The sequence below is a fragment of the Vibrio sp. 1874 genome, assembly GCF_033344395.1.
In the GTDB taxonomy this organism is placed as follows: domain Bacteria; phylum Pseudomonadota; class Gammaproteobacteria; order Enterobacterales; family Vibrionaceae; genus Vibrio; species Vibrio alginolyticus.
On the sequence record NZ_JAWPOR010000003.1, the window covers coordinates 165784 to 183734 of the forward strand.

A 17951-nucleotide genomic window follows, 5' to 3' on the forward strand; every position below is an offset into this window, starting at 1 on the left:
TGCCGCTCGGAATGTTTTGCAATTTCCTATTTCATTTCCATATTCAAGTTGATTTATGTTCAAAGAGAACGCAAAGAAAGTCGAAACCATTATCAAAACCAGTGAAGAGCCCCAGTCTTCACGCTTAAATGGCTTCCAACGCTTAAAAGAGTGCTGCTTTATCGTTGGCGTTCTTAGCTCGGTATTGCTTGCGGTTGCACTATTTACCTTCAGTCCGGCCGATCCTTCTTGGTCCCAAACCGCATGGGGAGGGGATATCGATAATGCTGGTGGCCTTTTCGGCGCTTGGCTAGCCGATACTCTATTCTTCACATTTGGCTCTCTCGCTTACCCAATCCCTTTCTTGCTAGCGGCGGCTGCATGGGTGATTTGCCGTAAACGAGGAGAAGATGAGCCAATTGATTTCATGCTATGGGGTACAAGGCTGCTCGGTCTTGTCGTCCTTATTATGACCAGTTGCGGTCTTGCCGATATTAATTTTGATGACATTTGGTATTTTTCATCCGGAGGTGTGGTCGGGGATGTGTTGTCTAGCCTCGCTTTACCTACATTGAATGTACTCGGTACCACATTGGTACTGCTGTTCTTGTGGGGAGCGGGCTTTACGCTCTTCACTGGCATCTCATGGCTTAACATCGTGGAATGGCTTGGTGATCGTGCGTTAGCACTAATTGCCGCGCTTGCAAATAAGGCAAGAGGTTCAGAGCAGGAAGTTTTAGAACCTCAGCTTGATGAGTTTGTAGAAGATAAAGTCTCTACGCCTAAACATAATGTAGACCATGAAATTGATGATGAGCCGCTTCCTCATTTAACGGCGTACGATGTTGATGAACCGAAAGAGCCGGCGCCAGCGCATGAGTATCCTATTTATATGCCGCAAGCTAAACCTGATAAGCCTGCGGAACAGGCGATGGTAGAACCGACGCCACCACAACGCAAGGCTACGGTTAATGCTGCGCCAGTTTATTCTGAACCTGAGCCTCAAATACAACCTATCCATACGGTTAACACGGATAACGTTGATCCGCTCTTGGAACGCACCAAGCAACTGAATGTTACGATAGAAGAGCTTGAAGCAGCGGCGCAACAAGCAGATGACTGGGGAACTGAAGAACAGGCAGCCCCATCATTTGCAGACACTTACTCTTCCTATGTAGAGCCACATACAGCTACAGAAGAACCGATCAGTGTTGAACCAGATTATGCGGAGTACGAACAATTTGAAGCAGAGCAAGTACAGCAGCCAAGTATTGAGCATCCTGTACATGAAGAGCCTGCAATTGATTCTGCTGTATTAGATAGCATCACGGCGCAAACGGAATCGAGCCAACATATTGAGCCTACGATCTCTGACTTTGATGTGTTAGATGATGAAGACGAAGTGGAGTCTCAGCCTGCGCAGCAAGTACAGCCAACAACGCCTCATCAGCAAGTTGCAACACCTTCAACAACATTTGAACCTGCACCTCAAAAAGTTGAGGTAGAAGAGGTCCAAGACAACGACCAAGACGTTACCGCATTCCAAGATATGGTTTCCAATGCGCAAGCCAAAGTCGCTGCAACACAGAACCCATTTTTGGTACAGAAAGAAGAAAACTTGCCAGTTCCGGAAGAGCCACTCCCAACGCTCGAGTTGCTTTATCATCCAGAAAAACGTGAAAACTTTATCGACCGTGATGCGTTAGAGCAGGTCGCTCGATTGGTAGAGAGCAAACTCGCTGACTACAAAATCAAAGCCGATGTGGTTGGTATTTATCCTGGTCCAGTGATCACTCGTTTTGAGCTTGATTTGGCGCCGGGGGTGAAAGTAAGTCGTATTTCTGGTCTTTCAACTGACTTAGCGCGTGCATTGTCTGCGATGGCGGTACGTGTCGTGGAAGTAATCCCTGGCAAGCCTTACATCGGTTTGGAACTGCCAAACATGAGTCGTCAGACGGTCTATTTATCTGATGTCATCAGTAGCCCTCAGTTTGAGCAAGCAACGTCACCAACAACGGTTGTGTTAGGTCAAGACATTGCGGGTGAAGCCGTGGTGGCCGATCTTGCGAAGATGCCTCACGTGCTAGTAGCAGGTACAACAGGTTCTGGTAAGTCGGTGGGTGTGAACGTGATGATTTTGAGCATGCTGTATAAAGCAGGTCCAGAAGATGTACGCTTCATCATGATTGACCCGAAAATGCTAGAGCTTTCTATTTATGAAGGTATCCCTCATCTTCTTTCTGAAGTTGTGACTGATATGAAAGACGCATCAAATGCTCTACGTTGGTGTGTGGGCGAGATGGAACGTCGTTACAAATTGATGTCGGCATTAGGTGTACGTAATGTGAAGGGCTTCAACGAAAAATTGAAGATGGCAGCAGAAGCGGGCCACCCAATCCATGACCCGTTCTGGCAGGAAGGCGACAGCATGGATACTGAACCGCCATTGCTAGAAAAGCTGCCTTACATCGTCGTTGTTGTTGACGAATTTGCTGACCTAATGATGGTGGTAGGTAAGAAAGTTGAAGAACTGATTGCTCGCTTGGCGCAAAAAGCGCGTGCGGCAGGTATTCACTTAATTCTTGCGACTCAGCGTCCATCGGTTGATGTTATTACCGGTCTAATTAAAGCGAACATTCCAACTCGTGTTGCGTTTACGGTATCGACTAAAACGGACTCTCGTACAATCCTAGATCAAGGCGGCGCAGAATCACTACTTGGTATGGGTGATATGTTGTATCTACCGCCGGGATCAAGTCATACAACTCGTGTTCACGGTGCATTTGCATCAGATGATGATGTTCATGCTGTTGTAAACAACTGGAAAGCGCGTGGTAAACCGAACTACATTGAAGAGATCATCAGTGGAGATCAAACTCCAGAAAGTCTATTGCCAGGTGAGCAAATGGAAGCGGATGAAGATGTAGACCCGCTCTTCGATCAAGTTGTTGAGCACGTGGTTCAATCACGTCGAGGTTCGGTTTCCGGTGTTCAGCGCCGATTTAAGATAGGTTACAACCGTGCCGCCCGTATTGTAGAGCAGCTTGAAGCGCAGGGCATCGTAAGTGCTCCGGGTCATAACGGTAACCGTGAAGTACTGGCACCTGCGCCACCAAAAGATTAATGAACTTGTGTTACTCACCTCAGTCCAACTGAGGTGAGTGGTTCTAATAATAGGTATCTGAATGAAAAAACTATTTTCAGCGAAACTTTTCTCCGCGCTTGTTTTAAGCTTTTCCCTCTTCTCTACTGCACACGCAGCATCTCCTAAAGATGAATTAAACAAACGCCTTTCTATGAATGATGGCTTTAGTGCGGATTTCTCTCAGCAGGTTATCAGCCCTGAAGGCGAAACGGTTATGGAAGGAGAAGGTACGGTTGAAATTGCCCGCCCAAGCCTGTTCCGTTGGAGTACAACATTCCCTGATGAGAACCTATTGGTCTCTGACGGTAAGACATTGTGGTACTACAGCCCATTCATCGAGCAAGTGAGCATCTACTGGCAAGAGCAAGCAACAGAGCAAACGCCATTTGTTTTGCTAACGCGTAACCGAGCAAGTGATTGGAATAACTACAAAATATCTCAAAAAGGTGACCAGTTCACTCTCATTCCTACCGCAGTAGACTCCACACAAGGTCAATTCCAGATTAATATTGATGCCAAAGGTGTCGTGAAAGGCTTCAACGTGGTTGAGCAAGACGGTCAAAAAGGTTTGTTCACCTTTAACAACGTGAAGCTGGGTAAACCAAAAGCAGACAGATTCACATTCACAATTCCAAAAGGTGTGGAAGTGGATGACCAAAGGAATTAATTGGTAGTGAGTAATTACACATTAGATTTCTCGGGGGACGAAGATTTTCGTCCCCTTGCTGCTCGTATGAGACCGGAAACAATCGAGCAATACATTGGACAGCAGCACATTTTAGGCCTTGGTAAGCCACTGCGCCGTGCGCTAGAGGCGGGTCACATTCACTCTATGATCCTTTGGGGACCACCAGGCACAGGCAAAACGACATTAGCGGAAGTGGCTGCAAACTATGCCAATGCTGAAGTAGAGCGCGTGTCTGCCGTGACGTCTGGTGTGAAAGAAATTCGTGCTGCAATCGAGAAAGCACGTGAGAACAAAATGGCGGGCCGCCGCACCATCTTATTTGTGGATGAGGTGCATCGCTTCAACAAATCTCAACAAGATGCGTTTTTACCGCATATCGAAGATGGCACGGTTACCTTTATTGGTGCGACGACAGAAAACCCATCGTTTGAGTTAAACAACGCATTGCTGTCACGTGCACGTGTCTACAAGCTAACGTCTCTCGATAAAGATGAAATCTCACTGGCGCTGAATCAAGCGATCAGTGACAAAGAGCGTGGTTTGGGCAATACACCCGCACATTTCGCTGATAACGTATTAGACCGCCTAGCAGAACTGGTCAACGGTGATGCTCGCATGTCTCTCAATTATCTTGAGCTGCTCTACGACATGGCAGAAGACAATGCGCAAGGTGAAAAAGAGATCACGCTTAAGTTGCTGGCTGAAGTGGCAGGGGAGAAAGTCTCTCGCTTCGATAACAAAGGTGATATCTGGTATGACTTAATCTCTGCGGTCCATAAATCCATTCGTGGCTCTAACCCAGATGCGGCGCTTTACTGGGCTGCACGTATGATTGCTGCGGGTTGTGATCCTCTTTATATTGCCCGTCGATTACTTGCGATAGCATCGGAAGATGTCGGCAATGCGGACCCTAGAGCCATGCAAGTGGCACTCTCCGCGTGGGACTGTTTTACGCGCGTTGGTCCAGCAGAAGGTGAACGTGCGATTGCACAGGCGATCGTGTACTTAGCGTGTGCGCCAAAAAGTAACGCGGTGTATACAGCATGGAAACAAGCGCTCACGGACGCTCATAACTTACCTGAATATGAAGTGCCGCATCACCTTCGAAATGCGCCAACCAGTTTGATGAAAGACATGGGTTATGGGGCTGAGTATCGTTATGCTCACGATGAGCCTGGTGCTTACGCAGCAGGTGAGCAATATTTGCCACCTGAAATGGGCGATCGTAGGTACTATCAGCCGACAAATCGTGGTCTAGAGACCAAAATCGGCGAAAAGTTAGATTACTTGGCTACTTTAGACGCAAATAGCCCACAAAAGCGCTATGAAAAGTAGGCGTTTTTGGATACATTTGTTCAGTAAATTTTTTTAACGCGTACGCTTGGAAAGTGCGCGTGATTTCACAACAAAAAGCATAGGATTAACAATGCTGGATTCTAAATTACTTCGTACAGAGCTGGATGAAACAGCTGCTAAACTGGCGCGTCGTGGCTTTAAGCTAGACGTAGATACTATTCGTAAACTTGAAGAACAACGTAAGTCCATTCAAGTAGAAGTAGAAAATTTACAATCCACGCGTAACTCCATCTCCAAGCAAATCGGCCAAAAAATGGCGGCTGGCGACAAAGAAGGCGCAGAAGAGATCAAGAAACAAATCGGTACGCTAGGTAGCGATCTTGATGCGAAGAAAGTTGAACTTGAGCAAGTAATGGCTCAACTAGACGAATTCACGCTTTCTGTACCAAACATCCCAGCAGATGAAGTGCCAGATGGCAAAGATGAAAACGACAACGTTGAAATCTCTCGTTGGGGTGAGCCAAAGTCTTACGACTTCGAACTGAAAGATCACGTTGACTTAGGCGAAATGGGCGACGGTCTAGACTTCGCAAGTGCAGTTAAGATCACTGGCGCACGTTTCATCGTGATGAAAGGCCAATTCGCTCGTCTACACCGTGCAATCGCTCAGTTTATGCTAGATCTTCACACTGAAGAGCACGGCTACACAGAAATGTACGTACCTTACCTAGTAAACTCTGACAGCCTATTCGGTACTGGTCAGCTTCCTAAGTTCGGTAAAGATCTTTTCCACACAGAGCCTCTAGCGGAAAAAGTAAACGACGAAGAGCCACGTAAACTGTCTCTAATCCCTACTGCAGAAGTACCTGTAACGAACCTAGTTCGTGACACGATTTCTGACGAAGCGGATCTACCAATTAAGATGACAGCTCACACGCCATGTTTCCGTTCAGAAGCGGGTTCTTACGGTCGTGACACTCGTGGTCTGATTCGTATGCACCAGTTCGACAAAGTTGAGCTAGTACAAATCACTAAGCCAGAAGATTCAATGAACGCACTAGAAGAGCTAACAGGTCACGCTGAGAAAGTTCTACAACTTCTTGAGCTTCCTTACCGTAAAGTGGTTCTATGTACAGGTGACATGGGCTTCGGCGCTCGTAAGACTTACGACCTAGAAGTTTGGGTTCCTGCTCAAGAAACTTACCGTGAAATCTCTTCATGTTCTAACATGTGGGACTTCCAAGCTCGTCGTATGCAAGCGCGTTTCCGTCGTAAAGGCGAGAAGAAACCTGAGCTTGTACACACGCTAAACGGTTCTGGTCTAGCTGTAGGTCGTACAATGGTTGCTATCCTAGAAAACAACCAAGAAGCAGACGGCCGTATTGCAATCCCTACAGTACTTCAGAAGTACATGGCGGGCGCAACGCACATCGGTTAATTCATTAACCACTAGAACACCAAAACCCAGCCTTAGTGCTGGGTTTTTTGTTATCTGCGTCGAGTGAAAATACGTTGTTATGTAAATGTAGGATGAGGTATTGCATAGTTAGCCTAAATTATAAAAACCAGTCCCTAATGATATTTTTCTAAGCTTCATTGAGCGTGACAAGCTCCTCCAAAAGATAAAGAGGAGGTACTTTCATGGCTTCAATAAGAATAAGCGGCTCTGTTGGCTTGGGTGGTAAAAATGTGGATGCTGATATTCGTACGGTACAAAGGTCTATTAACCAATTGCTTGGTTCTTTAAAGGGAGTAAAGGAACTTAAAGTGGATGGGAAACTAGGCTCTAGACCGGAAAACTCCAAGACTGTCGCCGCAATTAAAGCTTTTCAGAAAAGCCTTGTTGGGATGGTTCGTCCAGATGGAAGGATAGATGTGAATGGAAGAAGCCATCGTAAGCTGAATGATTATTTAAAACGAACACCTGAGACTGCGGTGGCATATACGTTACCTTTGGTTGGCTCAAGAGATGCGTTGACGGACTTGGATTATCGCAAAGTAGCTGAAACCCTTGAATGCGAAGTCGCTGCTATTAAAGCTGTAGCGGAAGTTGAGAGCCGAGGAGAAGCCTACTTTAGCAATGGTAAGCCAAAGATTTTGTTTGAGGCTCATATATTTTCGAGACTCACTTCAAGAGCCTACGATAACAGTCATCCAAGTATTTCAAGTCGGCATTGGAATCGAAGTCTGTATGTTGGTGGTATCTCAGAATACGTACGTTTAAATAAAGCGATTGAACTGAATTCAAATGCAGCAATCCGCTCCGCATCTTGGGGACGTTTCCAAATTATGGGCTTTAATTTCAAGTTAGCTGGTCATGTTACCGCTGAATCCTTTGTTAAAGCTGTATTCGAGTCAGAGAAGAAACAACTTGAGGCTTTTGTTACGTTTATCCAAAAGTCTGGCTTAGGTGAACATATAAGAGATAAAAATTGGGCTGCCTTTGCTCGTGGTTACAATGGTTCTGAGTATCAGAAAAATCAATACGACGTCAAATTAGAAAAGGCTTACAAAAAATATGCTTCGATTAAAAATGCTGCGTAACATTTCTTTGCTTGGACTTATTTTTAGTTCATCTGCTTGTGCTTCCAGCCACACTAATACTGCGCTATTTAAGTGTGATGCTTCACATCCTAACCGTCTAGAAATATCAATAGAAAATATAAACAGTCAGGTTCTACTGTCGGAGCTTAACTTAGGGGGGAGCAGTATTGAAAGAACCTTAGCTGTAAAGGACTTTAAATTAGACCAGTATCATCGAGCGTTGGTAGATGAGAAGTCACTGGAATTTAGTATTGGTGAGCGCGTCATATTAGTCAGTGAGTACTTTAGCGAGGAGTTTGGTGAGGTAGAGAAAATACTCAGTGTTACTTTGAGAGAGCCTGAGCAAACGCAGTACTTTGAATGTGAGGAAGGGAGTATGAGTAACCTTGCATTGCTTTTCCATGAGAGTGCCGAATAATCGATTACAGAGTAATTATTACTAAAACGTAATAGTGTTTTCGAATTTATCCTAATTATCTTGTTATTTGTAATCGATATAATCATCCACCTTACCACGGTAAGTAGATTTTCTCATTCAAGTAACGAAGAGGGCTTATGGCCGTAGGGTGGGCAAATGACGATAGCGTCAGCCAACAAATTCAAAACACAATAGACGACGAGATTTCCCGTGTTCGTGGCAGTATCACAAGGGGTGAAAGCGCCCATTATTGCGATGAGTGTGGTGATGAGATCCCAGAAGCACGTCGTTTTGCTATGAAAGGCGTTCGTTTGTGTATCGAATGTCAGTCAACAATCGAATTGGTGTCTCAACGCCAAGCATTGTTCAATCGACGAGCGAGTAAAGACAGTCAACTCCGATAACTTTACTGTTCTAATAAATAATGAGACGGTTTGAGTCTCATACTCAAACCGTTTTCGTATTGAATTGGACTATGAAGCGAAGCAGTCTTTACGTTGCAACGCAGCATCAATCGCGTTAACTAGCTTCTCAATATCTTCCGGCTTGCTGATGAACGGCGGCATCATATAAATCAGTTTGCCAAATGGACGAATCCAAACTCCGTGTTCAACAAACAAGGCTTGGATGGTTTCCATATTCACAGGGCGATGCGTCTCCACTACGCCAATGGCACCTAGCCAACGGGTGTTCTTCACCAACTCGTATTCTTCAAGTTTTGGTAGTAACTCAGAAAACAGCGTTTCAATTTGTTGGGTTTGTTGCTGCCAATTACCTCGCTCAATCAATTCCAAACTTGCGGTGGCAACAGCACAGGCGAGTGGATTCCCCATAAAGGTTGGACCGTGCATAAAACAGCCTGCATCACCACCACAAACGGTGTCTGCTACGTGTTTGCTCGCCAGAGTCGCAGAGAGGGTCATGTAGCCGCCAGTGAGTGCTTTCCCGACACACAGAATGTCTGGTTGAATGTCTGCATGTTCGCAGGCAAACAACTTACCGGTACGACCAAATCCGGTAGCGATCTCATCTGCAATCAATAACAAGCCGTATTTGTCGCAAAGCCTACGCACGCCTTTGAGAAATTCTGGATGGTAGATGCGCATGCCGCCTGCGCCTTGAACAATAGGTTCTAGGATCACCGCAGCAAGTTCTTCATGGTGCGTTTCAATCTTGTGCTCGAAGTCAGTAAGGTCCTCTGGCTTCCATTCATCCCAATAACCACAAGTTGGTGACTCCGCAAAGATATGCTCAGGCAAAAAGCCTTTGTAAAGAGAGTGCATTGAGTTATCAGGATCGGTAACCGACATAGCCGCAAAGGTGTCGCCGTGATAACCGTGTCGCAAAGTAAGAAACTTCGGTCGGCGTTCGCCTTTTGCATGCCAATATTGCAGTGCCATTTTTAAGCTGACTTCTACGGCAACGGAGCCTGAATCGGCAAGGAATACATGTTCAAGGTTATTTGGTGCAAGGGACAATAGCTTCTTACACAAACTGATTGCTGGCTGGTGGGTAATCCCGCCAAACATCACGTGAGAGACCTGATCGATTTGCTGGTGAGCGGCTTGATTTAAATGCGGGTGGTTGTAGCCGTGGATCGTCGACCACCAAGAAGACATGCCGTCGACCAGCTCAGTACCGTCTTCCAATTTAATGTGAACACCATTTGCCGATGCCACTGGGTAGCAGGTCAGAGGTGTCAATGTCGAAGTATAAGGATGCCAGATATGCTGGCGGTCGAAGGCGAGATCCATGTGCGATTCCAATAACAATTAAGATTAAAAAATAAACAGATGTAAACTTTGTTTTTTGTGTTGTGTTGACAGTTTATCGAGACTCAGTAGACTGTCAACACAACAACAAAAGTGACTAAAGGAATACACGTGGAAGTTCGTCATAACTGGACGCATGCTGAAGTGCGCGATCTCATGGAAAAACCATTCATGGATCTCCTATTCGAAGCGCAGCTTGTACATCGTCAATATCAACAAACCAACCATGTTCAAGTAAGCACGCTTCTGTCGATTAAGACAGGTGCTTGTCCAGAAGATTGTAAATACTGTCCTCAGAGTGCTCGTTACACCACAGACATCGAAAAAGAGCGCCTGATGGAAGTAGAACGCGTACTCGATGCTGCGCAAAAAGCCAAAAATGCTGGTTCTACTCGATTCTGTATGGGCGCCGCATGGAAAAACCCGAAAGAGCGTGATATGCCGCATTTGACCGACATGATCAAAGGCGTGAAGGGCATGGGTTTAGAAACGTGTATGACATTAGGCATGCTGACGCCAGATCAAGCAAAGCAATTGGCAACCGCAGGTCTGGATTACTACAACCACAACCTAGATACCTCTCCTGAGTTTTACGGCAACATCATTACCACACGTACTTACCAAGACCGTTTAGATACTTTGTCTCACGTGCGTGATGCTGGCATGAAGATCTGTTCTGGTGGCATCATCGGCATGGGTGAAAGTGCTAACGACCGAGCTGGTTTATTGGTTGAATTGGCGAACTTACCGGTACACCCTGAAAGCGTTCCAATCAACATGCTCGTGAAGGTGAAGGGCACACCACTGGAAGAAGTGGATGATGTTGAGCCATTCGATTTCATTCGCCTGATTGCGATTGCACGAATCATGATGCCTCAATCAGCCGTTCGTTTATCCGCTGGTCGTGAAAACATGAACGAACAAATGCAAGCGCTGTGCTTTATGGCGGGTGCAAACTCCGTCTTCTATGGCTGCAAACTTCTGACCACGCCAAACCCTTCAGAAGACAAAGACATGATGCTGTTCAACAAGCTCGGTATTAACAGCCAAGAGGTGTCTCAAAAGCCTGATGAAATCGAAGAAAACGAGTTACTCGATCGCGTCGTAGAGCGCGTTGCTGCCCGTCCGACAAAAGACGACCTTTTCTACGATGCCAGCGTTTAAATCTCGTATCGAGTCCGCCCTTGCTGAGCGTAAAACGCAAGGGTTGAATCGTTCTATGAATGTGGTGTTTGCCGGTAACCAGTCCGTTTTGGAACACGAAGGTAGACGCTACATTAATTTCTCAAGTAATGATTATTTGGGATTGGCTAATGACCAAGCGCTTGTTCGGGCTTGGCAGCAAGGTTTAAGCGTATATGGTAGTGGCAGTGGAGCATCACCGATGGTGACTGGCTTTAGTGCCGCGCACAGCAATTTAGAAGCCGCACTGACCGAATGGTTGGGTTACGACAGAGCAATTCTGTTTGGTTCTGGATTCAGTGCTAATCAAGCCTTGTTGTTCACCTTGTTGGAAAAATCAGACGTATTGATCCAAGACCGTTTGAACCATGCCTCACTGATGGAAGCGGGGGCGTTATCACCAGCTAAGATGAAGCGCTTCAAACACAATGACATCGAGCACCTAAAGTCGCTGATTAATAGCGAAGACAACCATCTAGTTGTGACTGAAGGGGTATTCAGCATGGACGGCGACTGTGCGCCGCTTAGCGATATCGCTGCTGTCGTTGATAGCCACAATGCATGGTTTGCTGTCGATGACGCTCATGGTATTGGCGTTCTTGGTCAATCCGGTGGTGGTTCTTGTGAGTTGGCAACGGTTAAACCCGAGATACTGATCGTTACTTTCGGCAAAGCGTTTGGTATGTCTGGCGCGGCTATTTTATGTGACCACGCAACGGGGGACTTTTTAACTCAGTTTGCTCGTCACCATGTGTATTCCACAGCGATGCCTCCGGCACAAGCCTATGCGCTAACGCATGCGGTTTCTATCGTTCAAGAGCAGTCTTGGCGACGTGAAAAGCTTTCAGAGCTTAGTGAAGTGTATCGAGACTGCCTCAGCGATCTGGAGGGCTTTGTTGAGACTCAGACTTCGATTAAGCCGTTTGTGATTGGTGAATCTGAACTGGCTTTGCAGGTTGCGAGCGCTTGTCGCCAAAACGGCATTTGGGTTACCGCTATTCGACCACCGACGGTGCCTAAAGGGACGTCTCGCCTTCGAATCACACTCACTGCCAATCACACCAACGAACAAGTTAAAACGCTTTCAATGGCATTGAAGCAAGCATTAGGAGCGCTGTAATGGATAATGCAACTACCGCATTAGCGCAAACGCTCGCGTTAGAGAGTTTCCATCAAGATAAAGACGCGATTGCCTCTTCGTTTGGTAAAGCAGCAGAAACATACGATAAACATGCGGCTTTTCAACGTGATGTCGGGCATCAGCTGCTTGATAAACTTCCTGAAAACTTGACGGGAAAACGTGTATTGGATTTAGGTTGTGGCACGGGTTATTTCTCCCAACTACTTCAACAACGCGGTGCGGAAGTAGTCTGCGGCGATATCTCTCAAGCCATGTTAGATAAAGCAGAGCAGCGTTGTGGTGCAGTACGAATGCACTACCAAGTTGCTGATGCTGAAAACTTACCATTTGACGATGATAGCTTCGATTACGTGTTTTCAAGTTTAGCGCTGCAATGGTGTACAGATTTAAGTTACCCACTAAAAGAAGTGCGCCGCGTGCTAAAAAATGGTGGGAAAGCGTGGTTCTCTACACTGGTTGATGGATCACTGTATGAGCTGCGTGCATCATGGGAAAAAATTGATGCATATCAACACGTCAATAACTTTCTAACGCTCAATCAGGTAAAAATTGCGTTAGCGCAATCTCGATGTGACAGCCATCAACTAGACTTGACCACCATCACAGTTTGGTACGACTCTGCATTTTCAGTTATGCGTGACCTCAAAGGTATAGGTGCAAATCACGTAAGCGGGCGCTCACACGGTTTAACTAGTCGCGAGACTTTGTTGCAAGTTGAGCATGCGTACCAAGCGTTTAAAAACGATCAAGGTCTTCTACCTGCAAGTTATCAGGTTTGTTTTGGAGTAATACATCTATGATTGATGCTTTTTTTATTGCTGGTACGGATACTGATGTTGGAAAGACGGTAGCGTCTAAAGCCATTTTGCAAGCGATTGCAGCAAAAGGACTAAATACTATTGGTTATAAGCCAGTGGCAGCAGGGAGTGACAAGACTGAAGCGGGATGGCGTAACTCTGATGCTTTACACTTACAAGACGCCGCAACACTCGATGTGGCCTATGATGATGTGAACCCATACGCTTTAGAGTTGCCTGCTTCTCCCCACATTGCAGCGAAGCATGAACATGTCGAAATAAGTTACGATGTTCTGAGTCAAAAACTGGCTCAACATAAGCAGCAAGCCGATGTTGTTCTCGTTGAAGGTGCTGGAGGCTGGCGTGTGCCAGTATCCGATACGGACTGTTTATCTACATGGGTAAAAGAAGAGCAGTTACCTGTTGTACTGGTGGTTGGCATTAAATTAGGCTGTTTGAGCCACGCTTTACTCACAGCGGAGAGTATTAAAGCGGATGGTTTGAATCTTGTTGGCTGGGTGGCAAACCGCGTCAACCCTGGCACAGAGCACTACGCTGACATTATCGAGATGCTAGAAGCACGTATCGATGCACCTAAGCTTGGGGAAATTCCATATATTCCAAGTGCTAAACGCAAAGAGCTAGGCAAGTACATTAATGTAGAGCCGTTGCTAAACACTGACTAATGGTGTTTAGGATAAAAGACTAAAAAACCCAAAGGGCTGCGCAATGCAGCCCTTTCTTGTTGGTGTAACCTAAAAAGTCAGATTACTTATCTTGGCTGAGCCCCATCAATGCTTGTTGTGTTTCTGCAACACGCTGAGACATATGATGATCGGTTGAAATACCAAGTTGTTGCTTTGCCTCGTCCTCTGAGATGCCTAGGTGACAACGTAGTAAATCAATAGCCATTTGATAGTCGTTAGTTTCTACCATGGTTTTTCCCTCAATACATGGAGTTTTTGAGCTCACCCAATGCACTTTTTGCAATGTACTTAGAGTGGCTCTGTTTTGTTCATCTCATTCGAATTTAGCATGTCCATGTGGCCGCACAATAAGACCAAAGTCTATAGCAGAGCTAACGTACTGTTTTTGGTCTATTAAAAAATTTCTAGCTAAGTTGCGAAGAGGTGATAGATTTAACACCAAGATCATCTATCAATAGATGATGGGTAGCTCAGAGCTTATTTTATCATTTTGATAAATGTATATGAACGGAGGTTCCAGCTCCTACCAAAGCATGTTTTGAAATCGCTTGAATCAAATATTTCAGTCCCGAAAACAAATGTTGCAATTTATTGCTTAACCTTGTTTTTATCGCGGATAGACTATATCTATAACGCACGGAACATGAAAATCAACGGAATTGGCTTTTATAGCGATTACCATTTGTTCCTTATAACAATCCGTTTTAAAAAAACGATAAGCTTCCTCGGAGAAAAGTAATGAAGCGAATTATGTTATTCCTAGCAACTAACCTAGCTGTCGTGCTAGTGCTTAGTGTTGTTCTGAATATTGTTTACGCTGTAACTGGAATGCAACCAGGCAGTCTGTCAGGTTTACTTGTAATGGCTGCTGTATTTGGTTTTGGTGGCGCATTTATTTCGTTGATGATGTCAAAGGGTATGGCACTACGCTCGGTTGGTGGTATGGTCATTGAAAGCCCGCGCAACGAAACGGAGCATTGGTTAGTCGAAACTGTGGGTCGTCAAGCTCAACAAGTGGGTATTGGTATGCCAACGGTGGCTATTTATGATTCACCAGATATCAATGCATTTGCGACAGGTGCAAAACGAGATGACTCTCTTGTCGCAGTTTCTACTGGTCTTTTACACAATATGACTCGTGATGAGGCAGAGGCAGTACTTGCACACGAAGTGAGCCATATTGCAAATGGTGATATGGTCACGATGACGTTGATGCAAGGTGTCGTGAACACGTTTGTTATCTTCCTATCACGCTTTATTGCCAATATCGTGGCATCGAACGATGATGAAGAAGGCCAAGGTACAAATATGATGGTTTACTTTGGCGTATCCATGGTGCTTGAACTGGTATTTGGTTTCCTAGCTAGCTTCTTGACTATGTGGTACAGCCGTCATCGCGAATTCCACGCGGACGCAGGTGCTGCGCGCCTCGTTGGCAAAGAAAAAATGATTGCGGCTCTAGAGCGTTTGAAGGTGAGTCATGAATCTCAACTGGATGGCACCATGATGGCGTTTGGTATCAATGGCAAGCAGTCGCTGACTGAGCTACTAATGAGCCACCCTCCGCTAGATAAACGTATTGCAGCGTTGCGAGGCCAGCAATACTAATTGTTCCTACTTAAATAATTGTTAATCTGCTGAAAAGGCTTGGTTTTGACCAAGCCTTTTTTTTCGCCGATTGATCGCGTGCGAACTTCATCACGTACTACTTACAGAAATAAAGTTATACAAAATTATTTTTGTACAACTTTGGAGGAATGAACTATCTTGTACATATAATAATTTTGTACAACTTAATGGGCGTGTAGGAGTAAAAAATGGACATACAGTCTGTTGGCAATATCTATCAAAAGCTCAACAAAGCGAACTTACATCTGCTTAAGGATATATATCACCAAGATGTAGTATTTGAGGACGCAGCGCATCGTTTAGAAGGATGGCCAGCACTTTCGGATTATTTCACCTCATTATATGCCAACGTCATCAGTTGTGATTTTGTAATCCATGAGCATCAACAAGTCGGAGATACAGGCTTCCTAACTTGGACAATGGACCTTCAGCATCCCAAACTTCAGAAGGGTGCGCCTATTCTCGTCAATGGTGTTTCGCACCTCAAATTTAGCGAAGGTCAGGTCATTTATCACCGAGACTATTTTGATCTCGGAGAGATGCTCTATGAGCATTTACCATTACTTGGTTCAGTCGTTAAAACCATCAAGCAGAGGTTAGGACAATGAACAACACCATTTTAATCACAGGCGCCACCTCCGGAATAGGAAGACAGCTTGCCCTAGATTACGCGACCTCAGAATGGAATGTGATTGCTTGTGGTCGGAATCAAGATGTTCTTGCAGAACTGGAGGCAGTTTCTTCCAAAATTCATACATTGCAGTTTGATGTGACAAATTATGAGGAAACTCAGCAGGCGCTCTCTAATTTGCCCTTTACGCCAAACACATGGGTTTTTAACGCAGGCGATTGTGAGTACATGGATGAGGGAGTGGTCGACGCGAAACTCATGGCGCGTGTGATGAACGTAAATGTTGTCGGTGTTGCCAACTGCGTTGAAGGCTGCCAAGTACATTTAGAGAGAGGGCACCGCATTGTTATTGTTGGCTCTATCGCATCAGAAGTGGCACTGCCTCGTGCAGAAGCTTACGGCGCATCCAAAGCGGCAGTCAGTTATTTTGCACGCACGCTCGCCGTCGACTTGAAAAAGAAAGGGATCAAAGTGGTAACGGTGTTTCCTGGTTTTGTTGAAACGCCGTTGACTGACAAAAACGACTTCGAAATGCCAATGATCATTTCTACTCAGCAAGCGTCGGACTCTATCAGGAAGCAGTTAGCCGCCAACAAGACCTATATCTATTTCCCAGCGAGATTTACCAGTATTTTACGTTTTATCTCGTTACTTCCATACAGTTGGCAAGCTCGCCTAACTGCTAAACTCGTATCATAAGAAGGAATAAAAATGAAAACAGCAGGAAGAAAGAAGATAGCGATTGTGGGAACGGGAATCTCTGGCCTTACTTGTGGTTATTACTTGCATAAAGAACATGATGTAACGCTTTTTGAAGCGAACGATTACATCGGTGGCCATACTGCAACCGTTGATGTGAGCCTTGATGGTAGAGAATACGCGATAGACACTGGGTTCATCGTCTATAACGACCGTACGTACCCTAATTTCATTAAAATGATGAGCGAGATTGGCGTTGAAGGTCTGCCGACTCAAATGAGCTTCAGTGTCAGAAACGATGGGAACGGACTAGAGTACAACGGCCACACAGTGTCGACATTGTTCGCTCAAAAACGCAACTGGGCAAACCCTAAATTTTATCGATTTATCTTCGAGATACTTCGTTTCAATAAACTTGCCAAGCGCTTCGCTAGCGAGCAATCCTCGCACTCTCAGACGTTAGGTGAGTTCCTTGATGAACACAAATTCAGTGCTTTCTTTACCGATAACTACATATTACCGATGGGTGCTGCGATTTGGTCGTCGACTTTAGCTGACATGCGTGCATTCCCTCTTATGTTCTTCTTACGTTTCTTCCTCAACCACGGTCTGCTAGATGTGACTAACCGGCCACAATGGTATGTGATTAAAGGTGGTTCACGTTCATACATTCCACCATTGACCAAAGGCTTTGCCGAGAGTATTCGTCTTAATAGTCCTGTCAAAAAAGTGGTTCGCAACGAAAAAGGGGTTGGCGTTCAAGTTCGCGGAGAAACGCATTGGTTTGATGACGTTATCTTTGCTTGTCACAGTGATCAAGCAATGAGAATGCTAGAGGATATTAGCCCAATTGAGCAGGAAATCTTGGGGGATATGACATACCAAGCAAATGAAGTTGTTCTTCATACCGACTCTGCCGTACTACCAAAACGTAAGGCAGCATGGGCATCATGGAACTACCTATTGGAAGGCAGTGAAGAGGAACAGCAACGCCTCCCTTCGCTCACTTATAACATGAACATTCTTCAACATATTCAATCAGAGCACACGTTTTGTGTAACGTTGAACAGTACTGAGCAAATTAACTCAAATAAAGTCTTGCGTTCGTTCACTTATCATCATCCAGTATTCACCACTGAGTCTATTGCAGCGCAGCAGCGCAAAGATGAGATACAGGGCAAACAAAGTACCTGGTTCTGCGGCGCTTATTGGTACAACGGTTTTCATGAAGATGGCGTGCGTAGCGCGCTTGATGTTGTGAAAGAACTAGAAGAAAAGTACCGCGAACAAAATGTGGTTCCTTTCGAAAAAGGCGCAGCGTGA

Annotated in this window: 17 protein-coding genes; 15 read left to right on the top strand and 2 right to left on the bottom strand. The window is 45.4% G+C overall.

Annotated features, from left to right (window positions below):
• Positions 1–55: 55 nt before the first annotated feature.
• From R8N46_RS08160 to R8N46_RS08190, 7 genes are all read left to right on the top strand, one after another.
• On the top strand, positions 56–3103 hold the full coding sequence (locus R8N46_RS08160; RefSeq protein WP_054575123.1) for a DNA translocase FtsK 4TM domain-containing protein: 3048 nt from the start codon (positions 56–58) through the stop codon (positions 3101–3103).
• Positions 3104–3164: 61 nt separating this feature from the next.
• Complete coding sequence (gene lolA / locus R8N46_RS08165; protein ID WP_005388103.1) at positions 3165–3791, top strand: outer membrane lipoprotein chaperone LolA; 627 nt, start codon at positions 3165–3167, stop codon at positions 3789–3791.
• On the top strand, positions 3792–5147 hold the full coding sequence (locus tag R8N46_RS08170; protein ID WP_031781169.1) for a replication-associated recombination protein A: 1356 nt from the start codon (positions 3792–3794) through the stop codon (positions 5145–5147).
• A 91-nt stretch (positions 5148–5238) separates the two neighbouring features.
• A complete protein-coding gene (serS, locus tag R8N46_RS08175) occupies positions 5239–6546 on the top strand; it encodes a serine--tRNA ligase (protein WP_005378225.1) in 1308 nt (435 codons plus the stop codon).
• 203 nt (positions 6547–6749) lie between these two features.
• Entirely contained in the window at positions 6750–7652 is a 903-nt protein-coding gene (locus R8N46_RS08180) for an N-acetylmuramidase domain-containing protein (protein WP_104975211.1), read from the top strand.
• Positions 7627–8070, top strand: coding sequence for a hypothetical protein (locus tag R8N46_RS08185; RefSeq protein WP_238854764.1), 444 nt, complete (start codon positions 7627–7629; stop codon positions 8068–8070). Before R8N46_RS08180 ends, R8N46_RS08185 begins: the two co-directional genes overlap by 26 nt.
• Positions 8071–8207: 137 nt before the next feature.
• Positions 8208–8474, top strand: a complete 267-nt coding sequence (locus tag R8N46_RS08190) for a DksA/TraR family C4-type zinc finger protein (RefSeq protein ID WP_132936554.1) — start codon at positions 8208–8210, stop codon at positions 8472–8474.
• Between the two features lie 69 nt (positions 8475–8543).
• Here the strand turns inward: R8N46_RS08190 and bioA are convergent, their stop codons facing one another.
• A complete protein-coding gene (gene bioA / locus R8N46_RS08195) occupies positions 8544–9824 on the bottom strand; it encodes an adenosylmethionine--8-amino-7-oxononanoate transaminase (protein WP_115385863.1) in 1281 nt (426 codons plus the stop codon).
• Between the two features lie 129 nt (positions 9825–9953).
• Here bioA and bioB point away from each other — a divergent pair, with 129 nt between their 5' ends.
• The 4 genes from bioB to bioD are packed head-to-tail and all read left to right on the top strand — an operon-like array spanning position 9954 to position 13648.
• Positions 9954–11006: a biotin synthase BioB gene (gene bioB / locus R8N46_RS08200; protein ID WP_005378222.1), complete on the top strand. Its 1053-nt coding sequence runs from the start codon at positions 9954–9956 to the stop codon at positions 11004–11006.
• Entirely contained in the window at positions 10993–12144 is a 1152-nt protein-coding gene (gene bioF, locus R8N46_RS08205; protein ID WP_165935340.1) for an 8-amino-7-oxononanoate synthase, read from the top strand. The genes bioB and bioF overlap by 14 nt, the downstream gene beginning before the upstream one ends.
• A complete protein-coding gene (gene bioC, locus R8N46_RS08210; RefSeq protein WP_054866301.1) occupies positions 12144–12965 on the top strand; it encodes a malonyl-ACP O-methyltransferase BioC in 822 nt (273 codons plus the stop codon). The genes bioF and bioC overlap by 1 nt, the downstream gene beginning before the upstream one ends.
• A complete protein-coding gene (gene bioD, locus R8N46_RS08215) occupies positions 12962–13648 on the top strand; it encodes a dethiobiotin synthase (RefSeq protein ID WP_005378217.1) in 687 nt (228 codons plus the stop codon). The genes bioC and bioD overlap by 4 nt, the downstream gene beginning before the upstream one ends.
• 82 nt (positions 13649–13730) lie before the next feature.
• Here bioD and R8N46_RS08220 read toward each other — a convergent pair whose 3' ends face one another.
• A complete protein-coding gene (locus tag R8N46_RS08220) occupies positions 13731–13898 on the bottom strand; it encodes a hypothetical protein (RefSeq protein ID WP_005378215.1) in 168 nt (55 codons plus the stop codon).
• Between the two features lie 509 nt (positions 13899–14407).
• Here R8N46_RS08220 and htpX point away from each other — a divergent pair.
• From htpX to R8N46_RS08240, 4 genes are all read left to right on the top strand, one after another.
• A complete protein-coding gene (htpX, locus tag R8N46_RS08225) occupies positions 14408–15277 on the top strand; it encodes a protease HtpX (RefSeq protein WP_005388085.1) in 870 nt (289 codons plus the stop codon).
• Between the two features lie 209 nt (positions 15278–15486).
• Complete coding sequence (locus tag R8N46_RS08230) at positions 15487–15906, top strand: nuclear transport factor 2 family protein (RefSeq protein ID WP_005378211.1); 420 nt, start codon at positions 15487–15489, stop codon at positions 15904–15906.
• On the top strand, positions 15903–16628 hold the full coding sequence (locus tag R8N46_RS08235; RefSeq protein WP_054577961.1) for an SDR family oxidoreductase: 726 nt from the start codon (positions 15903–15905) through the stop codon (positions 16626–16628). Before R8N46_RS08230 ends, R8N46_RS08235 begins: the two co-directional genes overlap by 4 nt.
• A gap of 12 nt (positions 16629–16640) precedes the next feature.
• A complete protein-coding gene (locus R8N46_RS08240) occupies positions 16641–17951 on the top strand; it encodes an NAD(P)/FAD-dependent oxidoreductase (RefSeq protein ID WP_213904736.1) in 1311 nt (436 codons plus the stop codon).

Excerpts from the sequence above, each read along its gene's own strand:
- R8N46_RS08160 (WP_054575123.1), top strand. The coding sequence starts at position 56 with ATGTTCAAAGAGAACGCAAAGAAAGTCGAAACCATTATCAAAACCAGT.
- lolA (WP_005388103.1), top strand. The coding sequence starts at position 3,165 with ATGAAAAAACTATTTTCAGCGAAACTTTTCTCCGCGCTTGTTTTAAGC.
- serS (WP_005378225.1), top strand. The coding sequence starts at position 5,239 with ATGCTGGATTCTAAATTACTTCGTACAGAGCTGGATGAAACAGCTGCT.
- R8N46_RS08180 (WP_104975211.1), top strand. The coding sequence starts at position 6,750 with ATGGCTTCAATAAGAATAAGCGGCTCTGTTGGCTTGGGTGGTAAAAAT.
- R8N46_RS08185 (WP_238854764.1), top strand. The coding sequence starts at position 7,627 with ATGCTTCGATTAAAAATGCTGCGTAACATTTCTTTGCTTGGACTTATT.
- R8N46_RS08190 (WP_132936554.1), top strand. The coding sequence starts at position 8,208 with ATGGCCGTAGGGTGGGCAAATGACGATAGCGTCAGCCAACAAATTCAA.
- bioA (WP_115385863.1), bottom strand. The coding sequence starts at position 9,824 with ATGGATCTCGCCTTCGACCGCCAGCATATCTGGCATCCTTATACTTCG.
- bioF (WP_165935340.1), top strand. The coding sequence starts at position 10,993 with ATGCCAGCGTTTAAATCTCGTATCGAGTCCGCCCTTGCTGAGCGTAAA.
- bioC (WP_054866301.1), top strand. The coding sequence starts at position 12,144 with ATGGATAATGCAACTACCGCATTAGCGCAAACGCTCGCGTTAGAGAGT.
- bioD (WP_005378217.1), top strand. The coding sequence starts at position 12,962 with ATGATTGATGCTTTTTTTATTGCTGGTACGGATACTGATGTTGGAAAG.
- R8N46_RS08220 (WP_005378215.1), bottom strand. The coding sequence starts at position 13,898 with ATGGTAGAAACTAACGACTATCAAATGGCTATTGATTTACTACGTTGT.
- htpX (WP_005388085.1), top strand. The coding sequence starts at position 14,408 with ATGAAGCGAATTATGTTATTCCTAGCAACTAACCTAGCTGTCGTGCTA.
- R8N46_RS08230 (WP_005378211.1), top strand. The coding sequence starts at position 15,487 with ATGGACATACAGTCTGTTGGCAATATCTATCAAAAGCTCAACAAAGCG.
- R8N46_RS08235 (WP_054577961.1), top strand. The coding sequence starts at position 15,903 with ATGAACAACACCATTTTAATCACAGGCGCCACCTCCGGAATAGGAAGA.
- R8N46_RS08240 (WP_213904736.1), top strand. The coding sequence starts at position 16,641 with ATGAAAACAGCAGGAAGAAAGAAGATAGCGATTGTGGGAACGGGAATC.